This window comes from Marinibactrum halimedae (assembly GCF_021234875.1).
Classification (GTDB): Bacteria; Pseudomonadota; Gammaproteobacteria; order Pseudomonadales; family Cellvibrionaceae; genus Marinibactrum; species Marinibactrum halimedae.
Genome location: NZ_JAJQVM010000051.1, coordinates 1 through 22,839, shown reverse-complemented (window position 1 = coordinate 22,839; position 22,839 = coordinate 1). Strand labels below are relative to the sequence as shown.

The following is a 22,839-nucleotide window of genomic DNA, read 5'->3' as shown; positions in this document are numbered from 1 at the left end:
CAAGTAAAAAAGTTTATGTGTCAGCTACAGAAATCGAAAAATATATTGCTTGGCTTTTTTAAAGATAAGAATTTGGAGTACATAGCAGATGCCGCTTAATGTTGGCTAAGCTATGTACTCCTTAGTAATCAATCGACAGTTTTTTTTCCTCTCCAAGCCACCCTAGCTCAGTATCAAAAAGATAACCTGTGTCTCGATCATTGTAACAATAGTAAGTCTTCTGATTATCTCTAATTGACAGCCCTGTACGTTGATTAAAAAATACAACTTTAAAGAAATCATCAATATTTTTTCCATAAAATATCAATTCGTCCCCTGCAAGATAAAATCTTCCATGTTCATCAAGAACAATGATTCCAGATTGCTCAGACATACTTCCTAATGGATAAAAGCGCAGAGTTTCCAGCCCTGTGTCTTCAAGCAAGTCTTCCATATATTCTTCAAAATCATGAATATAAGCTTCATGAACCTCAAATATTCTTTTATTACCTCTGGAGTTTTCACACTTTAACCCATACAAACTACTAATTATAGATTTAACAATATTGGGAGTATTGGGTTCATCAATATAATCTGGCAGTGGTAATTTTCGATCTTCTAGCCACCCAAAATTTTTAAGCAAAAGAGATGAATCTTCATTAACAGTTATCATTTAAATTCTCTTACCAGTCACTAAATAAAAGTTATTTAACTCTTACTCCATCGATTATTCCAAATGACTTAAGAACTGGATTGCAAGAGTTACATGCCTCTTTAAGCTGTCTAGTTTTAACATCTACGGAAACGCTAATTGCCCCCTCCAAATCAGCTCCTGCTTCTAACGCATTAGTTAATGCTGTAGGTTCAGCGCATTTACCATGGGTAGACGTCATTCTTTCTTCTAAAGGAACATTGTCGTATGCATCTTTTACCCTCTTATCAACATTGCCTAGAGGGTCATCATAATTTGGATGCCCCTTGCGTATGCTATATCCTTTAAAAACTTGCCCATCTTTAGTAATTATTACATCTATGGTACCGGGTTTTTTGGCTGAGTTAGTCGGTCTGATACTATCCCAATTACTATTCACCTCTTCAGCATACTTTACCGCTTCCTTCTTAGTATTTTCTAAATGTTCCTTACATACTAAACCCCAAGGATCTGTCCATGAAATTGGATTTGGCGCATAACGATAATTATTCGAGCCACCTAAAAGCCCAATCGGGTCTTGTGTAATAAACTGCCCAATCGCCGGATCATAATATCGAAAACGGTTATAGTGTAAGCCCGTTTCTTCATCGTGATACTGACCCTGAAATCGTATCGGCTGATGAAAATGTTCACCTTCGTGCTTTATCGCCAAGTTACCGTAAGTCTGGTAACTCACGTTCCAAGCAATATTTCCTTTTTGTCTGTTAACGTATCCGGCGTGCCCAAGTGGTCGGTGTGGTAGTGGTAGACCTTGCCTTCATCACTTAATGCCACTGGTTTAAAAGGTGCCCGGTTCGAAGAAGTATAAGCGCTCGTGGAGCATTTTACCCGGCTGATTCGGGTGGTTGGTTTCTCTTAGGAGAATGTCGCCATCCCATAAAAATTCCACATGCTTATCGGCGGTGGTTTTGCCGATTCTTCGGCCCAGTGGGTCGTATTGAAAGGTGACTTCCTATTCTTTTTGTCCGTTTTTGCCTTTTTCTACTTTGGTTAATTGATGGCGACTGTTGTAGAGGTATTGATTGCTTTGAATAACACTGGGTTTTACATTTTGCGCGGGATCAATAACAGGCGTTTGTTGAGCGCTTTGTCCTTTGGTTAACGTGTGTTGTTGTAGACGGCCTTGGGGTCGTAAGATTTTTCACTTAATAATCCGTTGCTGTGTTGGCGCGCAATTTCTCGGCCTTGTTGATCGTGGCTGATTTCGCCGGTGGGCGTTTTGTTTGGTGAACAGATCAAGAACGGCGCGACAACCACCGTTTAACTTGTCACAGCACCATTATCCATAGTTGGTAACGGCGCTGCATTTAGATACAAATTGCTGCACCTGGAAGAATTACTCGCTGCACGCTAATGTCCGGTGAGCAAGGCGTGAAAATAGAATGGGGAAACCCGACTCCATCACATGGGACGGCCCCCTCTAATTTGATTAACGCAATGTGCGCTGAAACAGGGCTACCGCATTTTGATACATCTGCAATGCTAACGCGCCGTCATAGCGCTCGCCTTCGTCACGCATAAAAGCGTGCACGCCGTTCACCTCTTGCCACTGATAGTTAATCCCTGAGTTTATGCAGTGTTGATAGAGTTTTGCGCGCCCATCGTTGGGCACGTGAGGGTCTTGTTTGCCCCAAACAAAATGTACCTCACCTTGCACTTTATCAAACAGATTAAAGCTCTGCTGCTCATCTGGCGCTGGAAGCGTATTGCTGTGAATGTCAGTGGCATACAAACAAAATGCAGCTTTAACGGCAGGGTTAATGGCTGCGCGAAATGCCAAATGCCCGCCAAGACAAACACCCATCGCGCCGACATGCCCAGTGCAAAAGTCAGCAGCTTGACAATACTTGACGAGCGCTTGAGTGTCGGTGTCGTGATCCAATAACGGTTTTTGCCATTTGTCGTTATTGCCTTTCTCTTTACCTGCATCGTCATAACCCAAAACCGTACCGATAGGGTTAAGCTCATGAAATACTTCGGGCACCAATACGACAAACCCGTGGCAAGCCATCATTGCTGCGCTACGGGAAATTGGTGCGGTTTGCTGAAAGATTTCGGAATAAAAAATAATTGCTGGGTATTGCCCCTCTTCAACCGGGCGGTAAACATAGGTGCGCATTACACCCGTTTCAGTCTGAAGGTCGACGAATGATTGTTGTATTTGCAAAATGGTCTCTTATAGGATTGGTTATCGGGGTTAAGATAGCTTAACAGGCTGAGTTGAATAGGCCGATAATATATAGCGAGATTTCATCGAGATAAATAGTCCAGGAGTTAATCGAATAAGCTCATTCTATATTGCTGCTTTGTCCATGTGCCGCGTTTAAACAATTTGAGCGTCGTCAATCTATTTACGGCCTTTCATTGATGTTATCAAATATCGTAAAACCGCGCCTTTTCTTTTCGAAGCCTTTGCGGTATTTCGCCAGTCGTTTCGACAAAACAGTTTTTCCCTCCTCTACGCTCGTAAAAACCGTATTTATTTGCAAGACTGTCTGGACAGTTGACCGCTACCGACATGCAAAACCGGGTCAATTAGGGCAAGGAAGAACTAAACCCATAAAAAGAATTTGAAGTACATAACAGATACCTCTTAATGTTGGCTAAGCTATGTCCCCTTAGTAAGTTGTTCTTCGATTGAACTAGGACATTCCGTATTTTCCTCGTTACACCATACACCCGTGTCGTAACACCAACACAACGATAACGCCATCACGGCCAGTAATCATGAGAGCTTTTTTTCACAGCTAAATCGTGTTTTTTCTGATTTCGTATTATTGGCAATACGGATACGCCAATGAATACCCTGTGTTTTAAGCCACTTTAGCCATTCACCGCCTTTAAATTCTCGGTCAGCGGTAGTTGATTTTTTATTGAAAGGTGGGATTTTAGACGGATATCAAGTGCATTTATTCTAAGGGGTAGTTATAAATTGTAATAGCTTGTTCTGCTCAGTCAACTAATCTGCTCATACCGGATCCAGAGTGACTTCATTGTACTGGGATTTGGCATTTAAACTCATATTTACAAGGGAAATTAATCATGAAAAAACCTTTGATTGTTGGCTATTTACAAAGCTGGTCTTCTCCCGGCGTAACCTTCACCAAAGCTGCAGAAATGGGCTACACTGGCTTGGTTCTGGCCTTTGGTACTATCACAGGCACCGAAGTCGGAATTTATGACGACGCCTTTCTTGCGTCGCCGACCCCCGAAGCATTAAAAAAAGATATCAGTGATGCTAAACAAGCCGGAGCCATTGAAGTGTTGCTGTCTGTGGGTGGCGGCGAAAACAACACTTACAATCCTGATGGCGCTTATGTCGACGAGCTTGCCTCCAACATCCTTAAATTTCTGGACGAATACGGATTTACCGGTATTGATTTTGATCTGGAAATCGACGGCGATGGTGCCTACCTCAATAACCTTTGCACGGCATTGAGACAACAGCGACAGGACGTCACAATTACCAGTGCACCACAGCTAAATATGGGTGCTGCAGGCACAGACGTGTATCCTGTATCCACTGCCAACGTTACCATGTACGATGATGCCCTGAAAAACCAGCAATTCGACTATGTATTTATCCAATGCTACAACAACGAATGGCCCGAAGTAGACGGTGCCAAAGAAAACAACGTTGAGTTTATATCAAAAGGGTTTATCAACCTGAAAAACACTATTCCGGCTTCCACTCTTATCACTATTGGTCAACCCGCAAACAAGCATGGCGCTGGCTTTAGCATCTTTAAGGGTGTCAGTCACCCAGAACAAGTTTACGCTCAGCTGCCGGTGCAATACGGAAAAATCTCTGACGATCCACAGTTTGGTGGTGCCATGGTATGGAGTGTCAATTTAGATGAAGATGATAACTACCTGTTTGTTACCGCTTTGAAAGGAGCGATCGACTAACTGCGTCACTACAGGATTAATCACTGGTGTACGTCTCTGACAGGAAATGCATCAGTGATTTCAGTTGCTTAGATAGTTCAGTTTGAGCATGTATTATGCTGTAAGCTTGCTCCCTAACGAGTTGAGGAAGCGCTAATGACTTATTACCCGGTTGAATATCCCAAAATTCAATAGTCTTAGATTTATCAAATATGCTGTTAGATCTTTCATAAAACACTTCATGACTAACTATCACAACAAGAAATATTGTCGATAGCTTAGGTTCAAATACAACTTTTTTGCCATTGTATTCTGCAAAAAGATTATCGCTACATTCTTGCTAGGATTGCTGAGACTAAGAGCATTGAGGATTATGAAGCTCTATTACCTTGGAATCTAAAATAAGTACTTCAAAAAAATCCTGCTGAACAATAGGAGGAGAAGTATCGTTAATTTACAGGCGTTTACTTTGTAGCAAAGTGTCATGGAGTGTCATGTATTTTTTGGGGGAAAAGTGAAAAAATCGGTCTCCAGCAACCACTGACAGAGTCGGCCGAATCTGCTGAATCTGAATGGCTATTAGCCGTGAGGCACAGTAGGGGACTTAGTTTCCCTAGAGACAGTAATAAAACTCAACAATCTATTAAAGACGATATTTATCAAACAAATTTTCTGCGCCCAATCCGCGAGCGGAATAGGATAACAATAATATTGAGTCTTATTGTCAATATCAAAATATTTGATCACATCAATGCACTGCAGCGAAATTAAAAAAAGGGGGGCTAAAAAATTCTTAATTGAAATCTTTATTATCGATAGTTGATTTTTTGATCTTTTTTGTGCACTTAGGTGTCAAAAATTTACTATAAAAATGACAAAAATATATTTCACGGCAAGTTGAACTGCAAGAAAAATATGCCTTTCTATACGGAGAATATTGTTTTGAATTTAAAATCAAGAAAGAAATTTAATCTATGTGCAATTTATTCTATGGCGATACTTTCGCTGAACAATTATGCAGGTGCTCAGGCTATATCTGAAAAATTCGGGGATTTTGATATAAGCGAAAATGTTTTTAGTGAATTAAATCGCAAGGTAGGCCGAGAAAATATAGATGGAAGTTGGGGAGTCGTCGCCGATGATCAACGCGATCATATGCTGTATGGCCCTTATAAATCATGGTCATACCTAGGTGGTGGGTTGGTTAATTTCCGCATGAAAATTGAGAATAACACAGCCGATAATCATGAAATTATTTTTCTTGATCTATATGATGCGACAGAGGGAGAGGTGATTGCATCTCGTGCGGTACGTCGGCGTGATTTCTATCAAAGCGATGAATACCAAAATTTTGAACTCTGGTTTGATTTTAATCAGGAGCGACTAAATCATAATTTAGAAACCCGCGTTTTCTTTAACGGCGGCGCCGTTGTATCGGTGGCGGATGTGAGTATTCATTTCGATAGCTTTGATTCAAGTCTGCCTGAGATCAACAACCAAAGCAGCGCATCCGATGAACATGTAAATTATCTGGTCAACAAGGCTATCAGAGGGATGCACCAAGATTGGCTTACTCAAACTCAGAGGGATGATTCAAGAAATTTAGAAGAACCTTATTTATTGAAGGCTCCCAATGCTAACGACCTGTTTTTTGTGGGCAAGTACTATATTGCCTGGATCGATCAAACTGGCTTTTACGGCAAGATGAATGGTCTGTGGATACTAAACGGTCAAACAGGCAATGACTTGAATTTTGTGCACCGTGAAGAAGACGACCGTGCCGTCAATTTCCTTATCGTCGCTGAAAATGGCGACGGCGAATGGCCCGAGAATTATACCGGGGCAGAGCACTATGAAATCCCCAACTTAACAGCCGAGTATATAGGAGACAAAAGTGTCGGCTCTGAGCGGCGTTTTGCGCAATACAGTTTAAATGAGGCGCCCAAGGTAAATGCAAACCCCCTCTGGGATTCATGTAATAACAACACGATGGCCTGGAGTCGTCATGTTAGGCCAATACAACAAGAGCAAACGAGTGATGGCTTAATATTGGCGTATCAAGGACCGATCACCAAACGCGGGGACGATGGAGGACAGGAAGAAAACTGTCACGGTGACTATTTATTTCCAGCGGAGTCTAAGAACAATAGTGAAGGAGATCCAACAATAACCGGAAAGCGGTCACAGGTACGTTTGCAGGTGGGCTATAAACTTTACGCGGATAAACCCTATTTGGACCGGACCTTTGAAATTATTAATCCAGAGGGTAATCCTACCTACGGTTACAATAACTGGGGAATCATTGGTGGTTTTGTGCTGACGCAATGGCCAAACCCTCACCCCTTAAAGGAAGATTTAATGCGTTTTTTTAGCTCAAACGAAACTGACAGGGATTTAAAATACGGTCCAATTTCGTTAGAAAACGTCTCCCCAAATTATTGGACGTATAATCATAGCGAGACCGAGTGGCGTCAACCTAAAAGTGACTATCTGGTCGGATGGTATGGTGAAGGTTATAAATTCAGCGCCCGTGGCAGAGCGGAGTTAGGCTACTCATTTGGCCAGGAATTGTTTGGTGACAAAGAAATAGGGGATATTGGGTTTTGCTTTTGTGTGGCTCATGGAGGATTAGAGGTCGGCGGTAGTGTACTTAATGGCTACAGGCACAACCCCAACAACCCCTATATTGTGCCAGGCGGTGAGAGTAGTGGCGTGGTGACGCGGAGACTGAATTTACTCCCCAATACTATTGGTATCAATCCACCCCCGGTTGTTAACGTGTATTAGAGGGCTCCGGCCCTTAAAAGGACCGGAGCTTACAACCGTAATTCGTGACGTACCTAGCTCGAAGAAGTGTAAGCGACCGTGGAGTATTTTACCCGGTTGGTTGGGGTGGTCGGTTTCTCTTAGGAGTACGTCGCCGTCCCATAAAAATTCCACATGTTTTTCAGCGGTGGTTTTACCGATTCTTCGGCCCAGTGGGTCGTATTGAAAGGTGACTTCCGATTCTTTTTGGCCGTTTTTGCCTTTTTCTACTTTGGTTAATTGGTGGCGACTGTTGTAGTAGTAATGGGTTTGGAGTTTTTGTTCTTTGCCCCGCATACTGGCGGTGCGATTGCCGTGCTGATCATAGCATTGTTAAAAATCACTTAAATGCTTTGATTTAAGTAACTATTAGCACTGTGCTATTAAAAATGCCGCTGCGGATGTGCAAGCGGCATAACATAGGACAGAGCAGCCTTATTGACTATGCAGTGCGCAACGAAGTGAACACTGCCGGGAGCCGCATCATGGCGGCGTGTCCGATCACGTTTAACTCGTTTTCATCATCTGCATTTTCAAAGACTCTTCTTGGACACCAATATAGATACCCTCTTCAACAATCTAATGCAGCAAGACCCCACACGACTGACATTCAAATATATCATCACCGTCAATTCCTCCTCTCTTAAAAGCCATGAGAAATATCACAATCGTATGCAGGCAGCCCCTGGCACAAACCTCTTCTAACCTGAACTCTTTGACATAAAGGATAAAATAATAACCGGGTCATTGCCTTTTTCATTATTTTTGGCATTGGCAAATTCGACTGCAAAAATTAGTGTATCTCTTATCTTTTGATCAACAGATGATATACCATAAACCTCCAATAACATGAACTCTGAATCCATTAGGTGTACATTGGTCATTTCATCTTCTGGGTATCTCAGGCTAAATAAGCAATCAATTAGTGCATCAATATTTCTGCCAAAAAAATCAGGAAAGCCAAAGAGATTTGAAATCTCATCATAGAATTCATCCATAGTTTTAATTTGCAAAAGGTTTAACTTAAGTTTTTTAATATTCATCAGTTCCAGCCCTGCAAATCAATTTCAATAAATGAGTCGTAATGATCATGGGTGTAATAGGCTCTACCTGTTTTTTTGTCTACGACAATACGTCTAGCTCCATTACCACCGACATCTGGGGTTTTGACTGTCCATTCTTGATAAGGCCCACTTCCAGTATCTAATCTCTGACTATTCGGATTTCCTATGGTGTGACTATTACTGAAAGTTGTAGCATCATTCGAATACTGTGGACTATTACTTTTTATCCTATCGACTGTCTTTTGAACTTCTCTCATATCCCTAGGTGTCATTTCATAATTCCACTGCTTTTTAATAATTGCATGAGCATCTCCAGGGTTTTTGGCGAACTCTTTACACTTTAACCCTAATGGATCTATCCATATGACTGGATTTGGAGCATATCGATAATTATGGACACCACCACGTAAACCAATCGGATCTTGTGTAATGAACTGTCACCCAGACACAAGATCACTGCTAAATTTCCCGCAGCCCTGATGAACTCTAGCTTGTAAAGAACTCTCACCCCGACGTAAAGCCGGTGGCTTTGGCATAACCCCCCGACGCGGGTTTTGCCATAAAAACGTTAATGCCGATGCTAGCTATTCGCTGCCTTAAGCACAATATCTCGATATAGACCAATGGGATTTTGGCGCAGAAGTCCACCGGCGTGGCTGGCCGCGCTGGTGTTATGAGGTGTGGGGTGTGAGGAAGGCAGGGATCGTTAATTTAACGATTACAGTTTGGCGGGGTGCGTGTTTTCGTGAACACGATGAAGGTGTTCCATGGAGACATGGGTGTAAATCGTGGTGGTGTTAATATCCGCGTGACCCAGAATGGCTTGCAGATAGCGTAGTTCCGCGCCATTTTCCAACATATGAGTAGCCATTGCATGGCGCAGTAAATGACAAGCACCTTCGGCTTTAATTTCCGCTTTATCCAAGTAACGCTTCACCATGCGGCCCATATTCGAGCTGGTGAACGCCTCCCCGTAATCCGTTAAGAACACATGCGATGCGTTGATTTCCAACTGATACAACGGCCTGATGTGATGCAGATAATTCGCCACCCAATGCACCGCCCGTTTGCCGATAGGCACGTAACGGTCTTTACCGCCTTTGCCATTGCGAACCAACAGCGTTTGGCGGCTAAGATGAAGGTCTTGCAGTTGTAAACGGCACATTTCCAAGCGCCGTAAACCGGTGCTGTAAAACAGTTCGAGAATGGCTCTGTCTCGTTGCCCTTCGGGAGTCTGGGTATCCACACTGTCGAGTAAGGTATCTACTTGATCCACCGATAACACAATTTGCGGTAAGCGCTTCGAACGCTTCACCGGCATCACTTCTGAGGCCGGATTGCTGGGGATGTGATTTTCTTGGGTAAGCCATTTAAAGAAGCTACGCACCGTAGAGAGATAGATATTTTGCGAGGCATAACTCAAGGGTTCGCCGTTGTCTTGCCGAAGATAAAACAGATATCGTTGATAACGCTCTAAGATGGGTTTGGTTACTTCACCGGGATGACTCAACCCTCGTTCATCGCACCATAAAATAAAACGCCGTAAGTTGCTGTCTTTACGCTTATTGGTTTCTTCTGAGTAGCCCTTAACCCGATTCCACTCAAGATAATGAGCCAGATATGGCGCCATTCCACTGTGATCAACATTGAGCTTTTGAGTGCTGGCGGTGCTGTGGTGTTTTTTACGGAGCATTTTTGATTTACTCCTATGACGTAAATGACGCTACGACAGAATTATTTTTTACAGCCAGATTAGTGTTTTTATCCTTAATCAACGACGTTTCTTTGTAAGCCTTACCATTCAAGGGTTGCGTGCTAATTCCTACCTCGGACGAACCCCCGACGATGGGGCCACGTTGGGGGCACGAGGTTTCTTTATTGGTGGACGAAGTGGCTGTCGTAGTTTTATTTTTAATGGATTCTGTACCCACCAAGCCCAACATAAATTTGTCTTGTTGATCCCCCTCACCGTTGTACAACAATTCGTATTCGAAGGTTTGCCCCCGGCCGCCACGATGCGTAATCACGTATTCCATTTCCATTAACCGCTGCATATGGACTCTGACTTGCTTTTCACTCCACCCGCAGAGTTCGCGCACATGACGGCGGCTAAAACGGAAGTCGCTCTGCACGATTTGCTGTTGCTGGCATTGCTGCTGCACCCACGTTTGTATCAACGTTAAGAGTTTTCGAGTTTGCGGCGGTAATTCATCAAGCGTTCTTCCAAGCACTTGATGGGCTAATTGATTGGCCATGTCGATGTCATTGAGTGTGACTTCGAGATATTCAACGCGGTGATCGCCTCGCGTTTCCGTTTTTATTTCCCGCTGGTATTGGTGCAATAACGTAATGGTTTTTATCAACGTTAAGTATTTCATGTGGTCGCGGCGGGTTCTTGTTTTGTCACTTAAGAACGTCAGTTGCTCAGCGTAAGGATTGACGATGGCATAAGACTTGAGAAGACGCTGCGCGTTGCGGTGTTGCTCGATTAACTCGTCACTTTCCGACTGCATAAACAAGCCATCGAGCGTATCCGCGAAGCGTTGTCGTTGATGGATTTCTTTTGTCTGAGTTTGGCTTTCGTCCACGCTCAGCACTAAACACCGGTTTAATAATTCCTCATCAATGTCGATGGCCGTGGTGGTCATAAATAATTGCGCCGGGCCTTCCACTCGGTATTCTTTGGTAATTAAGTTGCCGGTAGTATCATCTTTGCCAGTGCTGGCAATGGTGACTTCACCCTCTGACTGCAACAGCTTTAACGCATAGCTGGCGTTGCTGGCCCCTTCTTCCTCGGCAATGGCGAGGATTTTATGTTTTAAACTGGTTTCACCGAGGTAATACAAGCTTTGCCCGGTCATCGCTGAGTATTGGATTCTTTCCTCGGGCGGCATCAGTTTTAAAATGCTTTCCATCAACGACGACTTACCAGCCGCGCTGCTGGATTGAATCACGACGCCCAACGGCTTTTGTAATTTCCGCGAGACGCACGCCAAGTAACCCACTAATTTGTTGCTGTCTTCGCCGATTAAACCGATGCGGTTAAAGTCGCTGGCAATGCGAGCCAGTAGGTTTTTATCTTGCAGCAACTGCAACGCCGCGCTTTTTTCTTCGGTGGTGATCTCCGGGAGTTTTGATTCTGGCTCGATGTTTTCCAGCGCTTGCTGATCCTGCAACGCTTCCAGTTTTAACAGCACCTTGCCCAGGTCTTTTTTAATCACCTCATCTTTCACACCCAACTCAAGGTGCGCTTGGTTGATAAAGACCTGGCGTTGCTTAGCGTTGTAAAGTTCTAACGTATCGTTGTGGAAGCCGTTGTCATTGCAGGCCATTAAATTAATTTTTAAGTGGCTGTTGTCTTGGTTCGCATTCAAGCCCCGCACCCGATACACCCGGCCGCCAATGTCTAAGGTGATTTGGCGTTCGCTAATTTCACAGCGAATACCGTCGTCCGGTGTGTGCGGTAACGGACTGGCGGCTAAAGGGGGAAGTTCTATCGCTTCGTTTTTTTCCTCTGCCACGCTGTCAACTTCGGTTTCATTTTCTGGCTCTTCTTCTGGTTCTTCAGTTTCACTAAAAAGCGTGGCCAGTGGCGCGTCGCTGTCTTCCGTCATTTCCGTGGTAATTTCCGGTTGTTTTCCGTTGCCTAACCATTCCGCTTTTCGTATCACTAACTCTAAACTTTTTCGAGCTGGCGTTACTTGAAGCGCGTAAAAATTGGCGTCCATGCCTTTGGGGAACAAGATTCTAAAACAGTCGATGCCTTCGGCTTGCATCATCGCAGCGTGTTTGTCGGCGGCGGTATTGCCGGGCTCGTCACGGTCGTAAGCGATTAAGACACGTTTAATTCCGTAGCGTTTAAAGGCGGCTAAATGAGAAGCAGTAAAACCCTGTGTGCCGTAGCTGGCGGTGACGTTTTTAAAGCCGTGAACCCAGAAGGTCATCGCATCGATTAACGATTCACAGAGAATGATTTCACTCTGGTTTTTCAGGGCCTTTTCGTTAAAAACGCCATCGTGTGCCCCCGGTAAATACGTGTGTTTGGGTGTGCCTTTGCGTAAATTATCAAGTAATTTTCTGCCATACATTTCGGTGATATTGCCGTGCTCATCGAACACCGGAACCACAATCGAACCATTAAAATGTTCGTGGCCAGATTCTCGAAGAATGCCCACGTTTTTTAATAAATTACGGGCTTTAGCGCCCGCTTCTCGATTGGAATGTGGCAAGTGATAAGCCAAGGTTCGGTTAGCAAAGCCGAGCTTAAACTCAGTGATTAATTCGGGATGATTTAACCCGCGTTTTTCCAAGTACGCCAAGGCATCCGGTGCGTTCAGTAAAGTCTCGTGATAATAATTAACGACCTGGTGTAAGGCTTCCGCCGTATCGGCCGCTTGAAGATCAGCGGCTAAAGAAGACGATAATTTTTGCACCGTGGTTTTTTTAATGGGTGTGGTCGGTGTTGTGCTAATTGCACCAATGTCGTTTTGCAACAACTCAACCGCAAGACGGAAGCTCACACCTTGGGTTTTCATTACCCAGTCAATCACCGAACCTCCAGCACCACAGCCGAAGCAGTTAAATAAATTCGATTCCGGGCTGATGATACACGACGGGGTTTTTTCTTCGTGGAATGGGCAACACACCGCGTAGTCTTTGCCTTGCTTCACCAGTTTGAAGCCTTGGCTTTCGGCGAGGCGAACCAGTGAGATGTCGCTTTTTATTTTATTGATCACTTCTTCAGCGATTCTGGCCATTTTGCCCCCGTTTACCCTAAAAATCCGTCAATAGACACTTGTGATGTAATTAAACTCTATACTAATATCCATATTCAGCTCAACACCTTTGATGAGGTATTAACATGGCAGTCAGATTGGATTTATTAATGGATCTCGATATGACTGAGTTTGCAAAGCGGCTAAAGCTGCTGAGAGAAGCTAGACAACTAAGTCAATCACGACTGGCTGAGCTGTTAGGTATTGATCCGCGTTCCTATAACCGCTGGGAGCGAGGTGGGAACGTGCCGCATGTAGATACCTTGATCAAAGTTGCAGATGTATTACAGGTCACACTTGATGAATTAGTGGGGCGCAAAGAACCTGAGGAGGACTTAAAGATTCGGAACCATGAGTTACAGACCCTATGCCAACAGGCTGATAACCTGCCCGATGAGGATCAACGAGCTTTGGTTTTAGTTATGGATGGACTAATTAAAAAAGCTGAGATGGCTAAATTAATGGCTGGTAAAAAAACTCGTTAATAAAACCCTCAAGGGTTTAACTCTTGAGGGCTAATAATAATTACATAGACATCCCAGGAGATGACCTCGGAGCTGGCGTAAGAGATGCCTTATATTCTTCAGCTTCTTGTCTCGTTTCGAAGACTTCACTTACTGGGTTGCTATTTTCATCCACGACAACCCAACCATTTTCTACTGACTCAACACGATAAATCATAAAAACCTCCGAGTTAGAATGAGTTCCTATTTATTTCATGTAGATTGATGAATATCCAGATTTTTTTGCGTCGCACGGCAGTTATTTTTTCTTTTCTGTACATAAATAGTTGATTTGCAATAATCAATGCATAAAGGGGCGCAGCGCGCCCCTTGTGCCTTACCAAGGCACCACTAAATCCTCATATTCACTCCGTATTTTTCGAACAATTTCCTGAAGATCATCGATACGATCCCAGGCTTCAACCACACTGTAACCATCCGGGATAAAGTCCATTCGATCTAACACGAACGCCGCCGCGATGGTTTCGCTGGTGCTTGATCCGGTTTTTCCATTTGTGGCTAATTCGTTGGCGGTTTCGATGATTTTTCTTGCGATGGGTGGAACATTTACCATTGCCATTTCCTCTTGAGTGGCGGTTTGTTTGCCGCCTCCCAACAGCGTCGCGCGCAGGCTGGTCAAGGCTGCGCAGCACCCGCAGGGCTTGGCCTTGACCGGCCGAGCACGTCGCTAACCTGAGAAGGCAAGCAAGCAGACACGTTGGTGACGTTGGCACCATCAAGCCCCCTTTTGCAAAAGGGGATTGGGGGATAGGAAATAGATTTTTTAAACGCGGCTTTGCCGCCACCAACTTAAAGCCCCCTTTTGCAAAGGGGGTTTGGGGGATAGATAACAAAGCCGTGCGGCCAGCCCGAACCCTGCCCGCTTTATTTGTTGCGGTTCATGATGTTGTTTTTTACAACGTGCTGACGAACCGATGACCACTGAACGCCCCATTGAGCGGGTAGGGTTTTAGGGCGGGGAGACGTGCGCAGCACGACGGGGGAGGCACGGCTTGGAAAGGGCTATGGAGTATGGCGTGGCGCTTGCCCACTGCGAGGTTTTTTTAGCGGCTAAAAGGGGAAGTGATGACGGTGCCAATAAAAATGCCGCTGCGAATTTGCAAGCGGCATGACATAGGACAGAGCAGCCTTATCTACTATGCAGTGCGTAACGCAGTGCAGCGCTGCCCGGAGCCGCATTGCGGCGGAGTGGCGGTGTGTCCGATACTATAAAATAATTCCACCACAAGAATCATAACAATTCTATTCTATTACCCTCTGAGCCAAGTTTACGCATATTCCACACTTTAATAGCCCTATCCTTTGTTAGACCAACAAATCTAGAAGCCAATTTTAAAGCTTCATCTGAAGAGTAACTTTTTTCACTAATTACAGACCAATCGTCACTCAAACAATAAAGCTGAACATAGAAATCTTTCTCATAGTTAATAGTCTTTTTTACATCATCCGTAATCCTAGCAGCAGGTAAAATATTAACAGAAATATAATTACCAGGTTTACACTTCTTCAACATGACAGCTTCTTGTCCACTTGAAGAGATACTTTCAGCCGGTAATTCAGGTTCGTCCTTATCTTTTAAAACTAGCCAGGCACCATCTGTTTCCGACATGTATTGTCGCCATTCTTTCATTTTAAAAGCCACTAATAATAAAGATGTACATTGTCCTTGGCAGTAGTCCCTGTAGACTCACTCCAAGCGTTGAAATGAGGACGAGTTTCTCCGAATCTGGAATGCCCTATACTGTGATCGTGATAACCCGCATTACCACTGGCTGAGTGCTTACCAATGACACGATTAGATTGGTTTTGTTGGTATGTGTTATTAGCATCAATATATTCTTTACGTCTTATGGTTGTTGGGTTTGAACCTAAATCACCTGATATTTCTGATGCAGCTTGTTGTGCAGACTTTCGGTCAGGCATTTTATAACGATTTTCTCCAATTTTTACCCCACCATGCTTTTCAGCAATTGCGTCTACGTTCCTAACTTTTTTTGAACAATTAGGCTCTTTGGCCATTAAGCCAAAAGGGTCTATCCACTCTATTGGGTTCGGCGCATAACGATAGCAATTTTTCCCACCCAACAACCCAATCGGATCTTGTGTAATGAACTGTCACCCAGACACAAGATCACTGCTAAATTTCCCGCAGCCCTGATGAACTCTAGCTTGTAAAGAACTCTCACCCCGACGTAAAGCCGGTGGCTTTGGCATAACCCCCCGACGCGGGTTTTGCCATAAAAACGTTAATGCCGATGCTAGCTATTCGCTGCCTTAAGCACAATATCTCGATATAGACCAATGGGATTTTGGCGCAGAAGTCCACCGGCGTGGCTGGCCGCGCTGGTGTTATGAGGTGTGGGGTGTGAGGAAGGCAGGGATCGTTAATTTAACGATTACAGTTTGGCGGGGTGCGTGTTTTCGTGAACACGATGAAGGTGTTCCATGGAGACATGGGTGTAAATCGTGGTGGTGTTAATATCCGCGTGACCCAGAATGGCTTGCAGATAGCGTAGTTCCGCGCCATTTTCCAACATATGAGTAGCCATTGCATGGCGCAGTAAATGACAAGCACCTTCGGCTTTAATTTCCGCTTTATCCAAGTAACGCTTCACCATGCGGCCCATATTCGAGCTGGTGAACGCCTCCCCGTAATCCGTTAAGAACACATGCGATGCGTTGATTTCCAACTGATACAACGGCCTGATGTGATGCAGATAATTCGCCACCCAATGCACCGCCCGTTTGCCGATAGGCACGTAACGGTCTTTACCGCCTTTGCCATTGCGAACCAACAGCGTTTGGCGGCTAAGATGAAGGTCTTGCAGTTGTAAACGGCACATTTCCAAGCGCCGTAAACCGGTGCTGTAAAACAGTTCGAGAATGGCTCTGTCTCGTTGCCCTTCGGGAGTCTGGGTATCCACACTGTCGAGTAAGGTATCTACTTGATCCACCGATAACACAATTTGCGGTAAGCGCTTCGAACGCTTCACCGGCATCACTTCTGAGGCCGGATTGCTGGGGATGTGATTTTCTTGGGTAAGCCATTTAAAGAAGCTACGCACCGTAGAGAGATAGATATTTTGCGAGGCATAACTCAAGGGTTCGCCGTTGTCTTGCCGAAGATAAAACAGATATCGTTGATAACGCTCTAAGATGGGTTTGGTTACTTCACCGGGATGACTCAACCCTCGTTCATCGCACCATAAAATAAAACGCCGTAAGTTGCTGTCTTTACGCTTATTGGTTTCTTCTGAGTAGCCCTTAACCCGATTCCACTCAAGATAATGAGCCAGATATGGCGCCATTCCACTGTGATCAACATTGAGCTTTTGAGTGCTGGCGGTGCTGTGGTGTTTTTTACGGAGCATTTTTGATTTACTCCTATGACGTAAATGACGCTACGACAGAATTATTTTTTACAGCCAGATTAGTGTTTTTATCCTTAATCAACGACGTTTCTTTGTAAGCCTTACCATTCAAGGGTTGCGTGCTAATTCCTACCTCGGACGAACCCCCGACGATGGGGCCACGTTGGGGGCACGAGGTTTCTTTATTGGTGGACGAAGTGGCTGTCGTAGTTTTATTTTTAATGGATTCTGTACCCACCAAGCCCAACATAAATTTGTCTTGTTGATCCCCCTCACCGTTGTACAACAATTCGTATTCGAAGGTTTGCCCCCGGCCGCCACGATGCGTAATCACGTATTCCATTTCCATTAACCGCTGCATATGGACTCTGACTTGCTTTTCACTCCACCCGCAGAGTTCGCGCACATGACGGCGGCTAAAACGGAAGTCGCTCTGCACGATTTGCTGTTGCTGGCATTGCTGCTGCACCCACGTTTGTATCAACGTTAAGAGTTTTCGAGTTTGCGGCGGTAATTCATCAAGCGTTCTTCCAAGCACTTGATGGGCTAATTGATTGGCCATGTCGATGTCATTGAGTGTGACTTCGAGATATTCAACGCGGTGATCGCCTCGCGTTTCCGTTTTTATTTCCCGCTGGTATTGGTGCAATAACGTAATGGTTTTTATCAACGTTAAGTATTTCATGTGGTCGCGGCGGGTTCTTGTTTTGTCACTTAAGAACGTCAGTTGCTCAGCGTAAGGATTGACGATGGCATAAGACTTGAGAAGACGCTGCGCGTTGCGGTGTTGCTCGATTAACTCGTCACTTTCCGACTGCATAAACAAGCCATCGAGCGTATCCGCGAAGCGTTGTCGTTGATGGATTTCTTTTGTCTGAGTTTGGCTTTCGTCCACGCTCAGCACTAAACACCGGTTTAATAATTCCTCATCAATGTCGATGGCCGTGGTGGTCATAAATAATTGCGCCGGGCCTTCCACTCGGTATTCTTTGGTAATTAAGTTGCCGGTAGTATCATCTTTGCCAGTGCTGGCAATGGTGACTTCACCCTCTGACTGCAACAGCTTTAACGCATAGCTGGCGTTGCTGGCCCCTTCTTCCTCGGCAATGGCGAGGATTTTATGTTTTAAACTGGTTTCACCGAGGTAATACAAGCTTTGCCCGGTCATCGCTGAGTATTGGATTCTTTCCTCGGGCGGCATCAGTTTTAAAATGCTTTCCATCAACGACGACTTACCAGCCGCGCTGCTGGATTGAATCACGACGCCCAACGGCTTTTGTAATTTCCGCGAGACGCACGCCAAGTAACCCACTAATTTGTTGCTGTCTTCGCCGATTAAACCGATGCGGTTAAAGTCGCTGGCAATGCGAGCCAGTAGGTTTTTATCTTGCAGCAACTGCAACGCCGCGCTTTTTTCTTCGGTGGTGATCTCCGGGAGTTTTGATTCTGGCTCGATGTTTTCCAGCGCTTGCTGATCCTGCAACGCTTCCAGTTTTAACAGCACCTTGCCCAGGTCTTTTTTAATCACCTCATCTTTCACACCCAACTCAAGGTGCGCTTGGTTGATAAAGACCTGGCGTTGCTTAGCGTTGTAAAGTTCTAACGTATCGTTGTGGAAGCCGTTGTCATTGCAGGCCATTAAATTAATTTTTAAGTGGCTGTTGTCTTGGTTCGCATTCAAGCCCCGCACCCGATACACCCGGCCGCCAATGTCTAAGGTGATTTGGCGTTCGCTAATTTCACAGCGAATACCGTCGTCCGGTGTGTGCGGTAACGGACTGGCGGCTAAAGGGGGAAGTTCTATCGCTTCGTTTTTTTCCTCTGCCACGCTGTCAACTTCGGTTTCATTTTCTGGCTCTTCTTCTGGTTCTTCAGTTTCACTAAAAAGCGTGGCCAGTGGCGCGTCGCTGTCTTCCGTCATTTCCGTGGTAATTTCCGGTTGTTTTCCGTTGCCTAACCATTCCGCTTTTCGTATCACTAACTCTAAACTTTTTCGAGCTGGCGTTACTTGAAGCGCGTAAAAATTGGCGTCCATGCCTTTGGGGAACAAGATTCTAAAACAGTCGATGCCTTCGGCTTGCATCATCGCAGCGTGTTTGTCGGCGGCGGTATTGCCGGGCTCGTCACGGTCGTAAGCGATTAAGACACGTTTAATTCCGTAGCGTTTAAAGGCGGCTAAATGAGAAGCAGTAAAACCCTGTGTGCCGTAGCTGGCGGTGACGTTTTTAAAGCCGTGAACCCAGAAGGTCATCGCATCGATTAACGATTCACAGAGAATGATTTCACTCTGGTTTTTCAGGGCCTTTTCGTTAAAAACGCCATCGTGTGCCCCCGGTAAATACGTGTGTTTGGGTGTGCCTTTGCGTAAATTATCAAGTAATTTTCTGCCATACATTTCGGTGATATTGCCGTGCTCATCGAACACCGGAACCACAATCGAACCATTAAAATGTTCGTGGCCAGATTCTCGAAGAATGCCCACGTTTTTTAATAAATTACGGGCTTTAGCGCCCGCTTCTCGATTGGAATGTGGCAAGTGATAAGCCAAGGTTCGGTTAGCAAAGCCGAGCTTAAACTCAGTGATTAATTCGGGATGATTTAACCCGCGTTTTTCCAAGTACGCCAAGGCATCCGGTGCGTTCAGTAAAGTCTCGTGATAATAATTAACGACCTGGTGTAAGGCTTCCGCCGTATCGGCCGCTTGAAGATCAGCGGCTAAAGAAGACGATAATTTTTGCACCGTGGTTTTTTTAATGGGTGTGGTCGGTGTTGTGCTAATTGCACCAATGTCGTTTTGCAACAACTCAACCGCAAGACGGAAGCTCACACCTTGGGTTTTCATTACCCAGTCAATCACCGAACCTCCAGCACCACAGCCGAAGCAGTTAAATAAATTCGATTCCGGGCTGATGATACACGACGGGGTTTTTTCTTCGTGGAATGGGCAACACACCGCGTAGTCTTTGCCTTGCTTCACCAGTTTGAAGCCTTGGCTTTCGGCGAGGCGAACCAGTGAGATGTCGCTTTTTATTTTATTGATCACTTCTTCAGCGATTCTGGCCATTTTGCCCCCGTTTACCCTAAAAATCCGTCAATAGACACTTGTGATGTAATTAAACTCTATACTAATATCCATATTCAGCTCAACACCTTTGATGAGGTATTAACATGGCAGTCAGATTGGATTTATTAATGGATCTCGATATGACTGAGTTTGCAAAGCGGCTAAAGCTGCTGAGAGAAGCTAGACAACTAAGTCAATCACGACTGGCTGAGCTGTTAGGTATTGATCCGCGTTCCTATAACCGCTGGGAGCGAGGTGGGAACGTGCCGCATGTAGATACCTTGATCAAAGTTGCAGATGTATTACAGGTCACACTTGATGAATTAGTGGGGCGCAAAGAACCTGAGGAGGACTTAAAGATTCGGAACCATGAGTTACAGACCCTATGCCAACAGGCTGATAACCTGCCCGATGAGGATCAACGAGCTTTGGTTTTAGTTATGGATGGACTAATTAAAAAAGCTGAGATGGCTAAATTAATGGCTGGTAAAAAAACTCGTTAATAAAACCCTCAAGGGTTTAACTCTTGAGGGCTAATAATAATTACATAGACATCCCAGGAGATGACCTCGGAGCTGGCGTAAGAGATGCCTTATATTCTTCAGCTTCTTGTCTCGTTTCGAAGACTTCACTTACTGGGTTGCTATTTTCATCCACGACAACCCAACCATTTTCTACTGACTCAACACGATAAATCATAAAAACCTCCGAGTTAGAATGAGTTCCTATTTATTTCATGTAGATTGATGAATATCCAGATTTTTTTGCGTCGCACGGCAGTTATTTTTTCTTTTCTGTACATAAATAGTTGATTTGCAATAATCAATGCATAAAGGGGCGCAGCGCGCCCCTTGTGCCTTACCAAGGCACCACTAAATCCTCATATTCACTCCGTATTTTTCGAACAATTTCCTGAAGATCATCGATACGATCCCAGGCTTCAACCACACTGTAACCATCCGGGATAAAGTCCATTCGATCTAACACGAACGCCGCCGCGATGGTTTCGCTGGTGCTTGATCCGGTTTTTCCATTTGTGGCTAATTCGTTGGCGGTTTCGATGATTTTTCTTGCGATGGGTGGAACATTTACCATTGCCATTTCCTCTTGAGTGGCGGTTTGTTTGCCGCCTCCCAACAGCGTCGCGCGCAGGCTGGTCAAGGCTGCGCAGCACCCGCAGGGCTTGGCCTTGACCGGCCGAGCACGTCGCTAACCTGAGAAGGCAAGCAAGCAGACACGTTGGTGACGTTGGCACCATCAAGCCCCCTTTTGCAAAAGGGGATTGGGGGATAGGAAATAGATTTTTTAAACGCGGCTTTGCCGCCACCAACTTAAAGCCCCCTTTTGCAAAGGGGGTTTGGGGGATAGATAACAAAGCCGTGCGGCCAGCCCGAACCCTGCCCGCTTTATTTGTTGCGGTTCATGATGTTGTTTTTTACAACGTGCTGACGAACCGATGACCACTGAACGCCCCATTGAGCGGGTAGGGTTTTAGGGCGGGGAGACGTGCGCAGCACGACGGGGGAGGCACGGCTTGGAAAGGGCTATGGAGTATGGCGTGGCGCTTGCCCACTGCGAGGTTTTTTTAGCGGCTAAAAGGGGAAGTGATGACGGTGCCAATAAAAATGCCGCTGCGAATTTGCAAGCGGCATGACATAGGACAGAGCAGCCTTATCTACTATGCAGTGCGTAACGCAGTGCAGCGCTGCCCGGAGCCGCATTGCGGCGGAGTGGCGGTGTGTCCGATACTATAAAATAATTCCACCACAAGAATCATAACAATTCTATTCTATTACCCTCTGAGCCAAGTTTACGCATATTCCACACTTTAATAGCCCTATCCTTTGTTAGACCAACAAATCTAGAAGCCAATTTTAAAGCTTCATCTGAAGAGTAACTTTTTTCACTAATTACAGACCAATCGTCACTCAAACAATAAAGCTGAACATAGAAATCTTTCTCATAGTTAATAGTCTTTTTTACATCATCCGTAATCCTAGCAGCAGGTAAAATATTAACAGAAATATAATTACCAGGTTTACACTTCTTCAACATGACAGCTTCTTGTCCACTTGAAGAGATACTTTCAGCCGGTAATTCAGGTTCGTCCTTATCTTTTAAAACTAGCCAGGCACCATCTGTTTCCGACATGTATTGTCGCCATTCTTTCATTTTAAAAGCCACTAATAATAAAGATGTACATTGTCCTTGGCAGTAGTCCCTGTAGACTCACTCCAAGCGTTGAAATGAGGACGAGTTTCTCCGAATCTGGAATGCCCTATACTGTGATCGTGATAACCCGCATTACCACTGGCTGAGTGCTTACCAATGACACGATTAGATTGGTTTTGTTGGTATGTGTTATTAGCATCAATATATTCTTTACGTCTTATGGTTGTTGGGTTTGAACCTAAATCACCTGATATTTCTGATGCAGCTTGTTGTGCAGACTTTCGGTCAGGCATTTTATAACGATTTTCTCCAATTTTTACCCCACCATGCTTTTCAGCAATTGCGTCTACGTTCCTAACTTTTTTTGAACAATTAGGCTCTTTGGCCATTAAGCCAAAAGGGTCTATCCACTCTATTGGGTTCGGCGCATAACGATAGCAATTTTTCCCACCCAACAACCCAATCGGATCTTGTGTAATGAACTG

At 44.8% G+C, this 22,839-nt stretch carries 23 protein-coding genes and 1 pseudogene; 4 read left to right on the top strand and 20 right to left on the bottom strand.

Annotated features, from left to right (window positions below):
- Nucleotides 1-121 precede the first annotated feature (121 nt).
- The 6 genes from LU351_RS19405 to LU351_RS21080 form a co-directional block, all read right to left on the bottom strand.
- Nucleotides 122-652 carry an SUKH-3 domain-containing protein gene (locus tag LU351_RS19405; RefSeq protein WP_232595753.1) on the bottom strand — a complete coding sequence of 177 codons (531 nt, stop codon included), beginning with the start codon at nt 650-652 and terminating at the stop codon, nt 122-124.
- Nucleotides 653-683: 31 nt separating this feature from the next.
- A complete protein-coding gene (locus tag LU351_RS20850) occupies nt 684-1,367 on the bottom strand; it encodes an RHS repeat-associated core domain-containing protein (protein ID WP_284284888.1) in 684 nt (227 codons plus the stop codon).
- Nucleotides 1,364-1,465 (bottom strand): RHS domain-containing protein, encoded by a 102-nt coding sequence (locus LU351_RS21085; RefSeq protein WP_416053974.1) that lies wholly within the window; start codon nt 1,463-1,465, stop codon nt 1,364-1,366. Before LU351_RS21085 ends, LU351_RS20850 begins: the two co-directional genes overlap by 4 nt.
- A gap of 324 nt (nt 1,466-1,789) precedes the next feature.
- Nucleotides 1,790-1,930 (bottom strand): hypothetical protein, encoded by a 141-nt coding sequence (locus LU351_RS19395; protein WP_232595752.1) that lies wholly within the window; start codon nt 1,928-1,930, stop codon nt 1,790-1,792.
- Nucleotides 1,931-2,120: 190 nt separating this feature from the next.
- The gene (locus tag LU351_RS19390) at nt 2,121-2,858 is read right to left on the bottom strand and encodes a dienelactone hydrolase family protein (protein WP_232595751.1); all 738 of its coding nucleotides are present in this window, start codon (nt 2,856-2,858) and stop codon (nt 2,121-2,123) included.
- A gap of 558 nt (nt 2,859-3,416) precedes the next feature.
- On the bottom strand, nt 3,417-3,578 hold the full coding sequence (locus LU351_RS21080) for a transposase (RefSeq protein WP_416053975.1): 162 nt from the start codon (nt 3,576-3,578) through the stop codon (nt 3,417-3,419).
- A gap of 155 nt (nt 3,579-3,733) precedes the next feature.
- Here LU351_RS21080 and LU351_RS19385 point away from each other — a divergent pair, with 155 nt between their 5' ends.
- Both LU351_RS19385 and LU351_RS19380 read left to right on the top strand, forming a co-directional pair.
- Nucleotides 3,734-4,600, top strand: a complete 867-nt coding sequence (locus LU351_RS19385; protein WP_232595750.1) for a glycosyl hydrolase family 18 protein — start codon at nt 3,734-3,736, stop codon at nt 4,598-4,600.
- 828 nt (nt 4,601-5,428) lie between these two features.
- Nucleotides 5,429-7,366, top strand: a complete 1,938-nt coding sequence (locus LU351_RS19380; RefSeq protein WP_232595749.1) for a hypothetical protein — start codon at nt 5,429-5,431, stop codon at nt 7,364-7,366.
- On the opposite strand, the gene LU351_RS19375 is transcribed toward LU351_RS19380, so the two are convergent.
- The 6 genes and pseudogenes from LU351_RS19375 to LU351_RS19355 form a co-directional block, all read right to left on the bottom strand.
- Nucleotides 7,313-7,681 carry an RHS repeat protein gene (locus LU351_RS19375; protein ID WP_232595748.1) on the bottom strand — a complete coding sequence of 123 codons (369 nt, stop codon included), beginning with the start codon at nt 7,679-7,681 and terminating at the stop codon, nt 7,313-7,315. The two genes, LU351_RS19380 and LU351_RS19375, sit on opposite strands and share 54 nt — an antisense overlap.
- A gap of 404 nt (nt 7,682-8,085) precedes the next feature.
- On the bottom strand, nt 8,086-8,427 hold the full coding sequence (locus tag LU351_RS19370) for a barstar family protein (RefSeq protein WP_232595747.1): 342 nt from the start codon (nt 8,425-8,427) through the stop codon (nt 8,086-8,088).
- A complete protein-coding gene (locus LU351_RS19365) occupies nt 8,427-8,720 on the bottom strand; it encodes a ribonuclease domain-containing protein (protein WP_232595746.1) in 294 nt (97 codons plus the stop codon). Before LU351_RS19365 ends, LU351_RS19370 begins: the two co-directional genes overlap by 1 nt.
- Nucleotides 8,721-8,801: 81 nt before the next feature.
- Nucleotides 8,802-8,879, bottom strand: a pseudogene (locus tag LU351_RS21075) (hypothetical protein); the annotation flags it as partial.
- Nucleotides 8,880-9,166: 287 nt separating this feature from the next.
- On the bottom strand, nt 9,167-10,141 hold the full coding sequence (gene xerC / locus LU351_RS19360; RefSeq protein ID WP_232595744.1) for a site-specific tyrosine recombinase XerC: 975 nt from the start codon (nt 10,139-10,141) through the stop codon (nt 9,167-9,169).
- 13 nt (nt 10,142-10,154) lie between these two features.
- On the bottom strand, nt 10,155-13,205 hold the full coding sequence (locus tag LU351_RS19355; RefSeq protein ID WP_232595743.1) for a CHC2 zinc finger domain-containing protein: 3,051 nt from the start codon (nt 13,203-13,205) through the stop codon (nt 10,155-10,157).
- Nucleotides 13,206-13,309: 104 nt separating this feature from the next.
- Here LU351_RS19355 and LU351_RS19350 point away from each other — a divergent pair, with 104 nt between their 5' ends.
- The gene (locus tag LU351_RS19350; RefSeq protein WP_232595742.1) at nt 13,310-13,708 is read left to right on the top strand and encodes a helix-turn-helix domain-containing protein; all 399 of its coding nucleotides are present in this window, start codon (nt 13,310-13,312) and stop codon (nt 13,706-13,708) included.
- A 355-nt stretch (nt 13,709-14,063) separates the two neighbouring features.
- Here LU351_RS19350 and LU351_RS19345 read toward each other — a convergent pair whose 3' ends face one another.
- The 5 genes from LU351_RS19345 to LU351_RS19325 form a co-directional block, all read right to left on the bottom strand.
- Entirely contained in the window at nt 14,064-14,366 is a 303-nt protein-coding gene (locus LU351_RS19345) for a hypothetical protein (protein WP_232595741.1), read from the bottom strand.
- Nucleotides 14,367-14,978: 612 nt separating this feature from the next.
- Complete coding sequence (locus tag LU351_RS19340; protein ID WP_232595740.1) at nt 14,979-15,356, bottom strand: hypothetical protein; 378 nt, start codon at nt 15,354-15,356, stop codon at nt 14,979-14,981.
- Between the two features lie 32 nt (nt 15,357-15,388).
- Nucleotides 15,389-15,835: an RHS repeat-associated core domain-containing protein gene (locus LU351_RS19335; RefSeq protein WP_232595745.1), complete on the bottom strand. Its 447-nt coding sequence runs from the start codon at nt 15,833-15,835 to the stop codon at nt 15,389-15,391.
- Between the two features lie 308 nt (nt 15,836-16,143).
- The gene (gene xerC / locus LU351_RS19330; RefSeq protein WP_232595744.1) at nt 16,144-17,118 is read right to left on the bottom strand and encodes a site-specific tyrosine recombinase XerC; all 975 of its coding nucleotides are present in this window, start codon (nt 17,116-17,118) and stop codon (nt 16,144-16,146) included.
- Nucleotides 17,119-17,131: 13 nt separating this feature from the next.
- On the bottom strand, nt 17,132-20,182 hold the full coding sequence (locus LU351_RS19325; RefSeq protein ID WP_232595743.1) for a CHC2 zinc finger domain-containing protein: 3,051 nt from the start codon (nt 20,180-20,182) through the stop codon (nt 17,132-17,134).
- 104 nt (nt 20,183-20,286) lie between these two features.
- On the opposite strand from LU351_RS19325, the gene LU351_RS19320 reads away from it, so the two are divergent.
- Entirely contained in the window at nt 20,287-20,685 is a 399-nt protein-coding gene (locus tag LU351_RS19320; protein WP_232595742.1) for a helix-turn-helix domain-containing protein, read from the top strand.
- Between the two features lie 355 nt (nt 20,686-21,040).
- Here LU351_RS19320 and LU351_RS19315 read toward each other — a convergent pair whose 3' ends face one another.
- The 3 genes from LU351_RS19315 to LU351_RS19305 all read right to left on the bottom strand — a co-directional run.
- Nucleotides 21,041-21,343 (bottom strand): hypothetical protein, encoded by a 303-nt coding sequence (locus LU351_RS19315; RefSeq protein WP_232595741.1) that lies wholly within the window; start codon nt 21,341-21,343, stop codon nt 21,041-21,043.
- Between the two features lie 612 nt (nt 21,344-21,955).
- The gene (locus tag LU351_RS19310; protein WP_232595740.1) at nt 21,956-22,333 is read right to left on the bottom strand and encodes a hypothetical protein; all 378 of its coding nucleotides are present in this window, start codon (nt 22,331-22,333) and stop codon (nt 21,956-21,958) included.
- A 32-nt stretch (nt 22,334-22,365) separates the two neighbouring features.
- Nucleotides 22,366-22,839 (bottom strand): RHS repeat-associated core domain-containing protein (locus LU351_RS19305; RefSeq protein WP_232595739.1); only part of this gene is annotated, 474 nt, incomplete at its 5' end.

Coding starts and splice junctions, on each gene's coding strand:
- LU351_RS19405 (WP_232595753.1), bottom strand. CDS start 652: ATGATAACTGTTAATGAAGATTCATCTCTTTTGCTTAAAAATTTTGGG.
- LU351_RS19385 (WP_232595750.1), top strand. CDS start 3,734: ATGAAAAAACCTTTGATTGTTGGCTATTTACAAAGCTGGTCTTCTCCC.
- LU351_RS19375 (WP_232595748.1), bottom strand. CDS start 7,681: ATGCGGGGCAAAGAACAAAAACTCCAAACCCATTACTACTACAACAGT.
- LU351_RS19370 (WP_232595747.1), bottom strand. CDS start 8,427: ATGAATATTAAAAAACTTAAGTTAAACCTTTTGCAAATTAAAACTATG.
- LU351_RS19365 (WP_232595746.1), bottom strand. CDS start 8,720: ATGACACCTAGGGATATGAGAGAAGTTCAAAAGACAGTCGATAGGATA.
- xerC (WP_232595744.1), bottom strand. CDS start 10,141: ATGCTCCGTAAAAAACACCACAGCACCGCCAGCACTCAAAAGCTCAAT.
- LU351_RS19355 (WP_232595743.1), bottom strand. CDS start 13,205: ATGGCCAGAATCGCTGAAGAAGTGATCAATAAAATAAAAAGCGACATC.
- LU351_RS19350 (WP_232595742.1), top strand. CDS start 13,310: ATGGCAGTCAGATTGGATTTATTAATGGATCTCGATATGACTGAGTTT.
- LU351_RS19340 (WP_232595740.1), bottom strand. CDS start 15,356: ATGTCGGAAACAGATGGTGCCTGGCTAGTTTTAAAAGATAAGGACGAA.
- xerC (WP_232595744.1), bottom strand. CDS start 17,118: ATGCTCCGTAAAAAACACCACAGCACCGCCAGCACTCAAAAGCTCAAT.
- LU351_RS19325 (WP_232595743.1), bottom strand. CDS start 20,182: ATGGCCAGAATCGCTGAAGAAGTGATCAATAAAATAAAAAGCGACATC.
- LU351_RS19320 (WP_232595742.1), top strand. CDS start 20,287: ATGGCAGTCAGATTGGATTTATTAATGGATCTCGATATGACTGAGTTT.
- LU351_RS19310 (WP_232595740.1), bottom strand. CDS start 22,333: ATGTCGGAAACAGATGGTGCCTGGCTAGTTTTAAAAGATAAGGACGAA.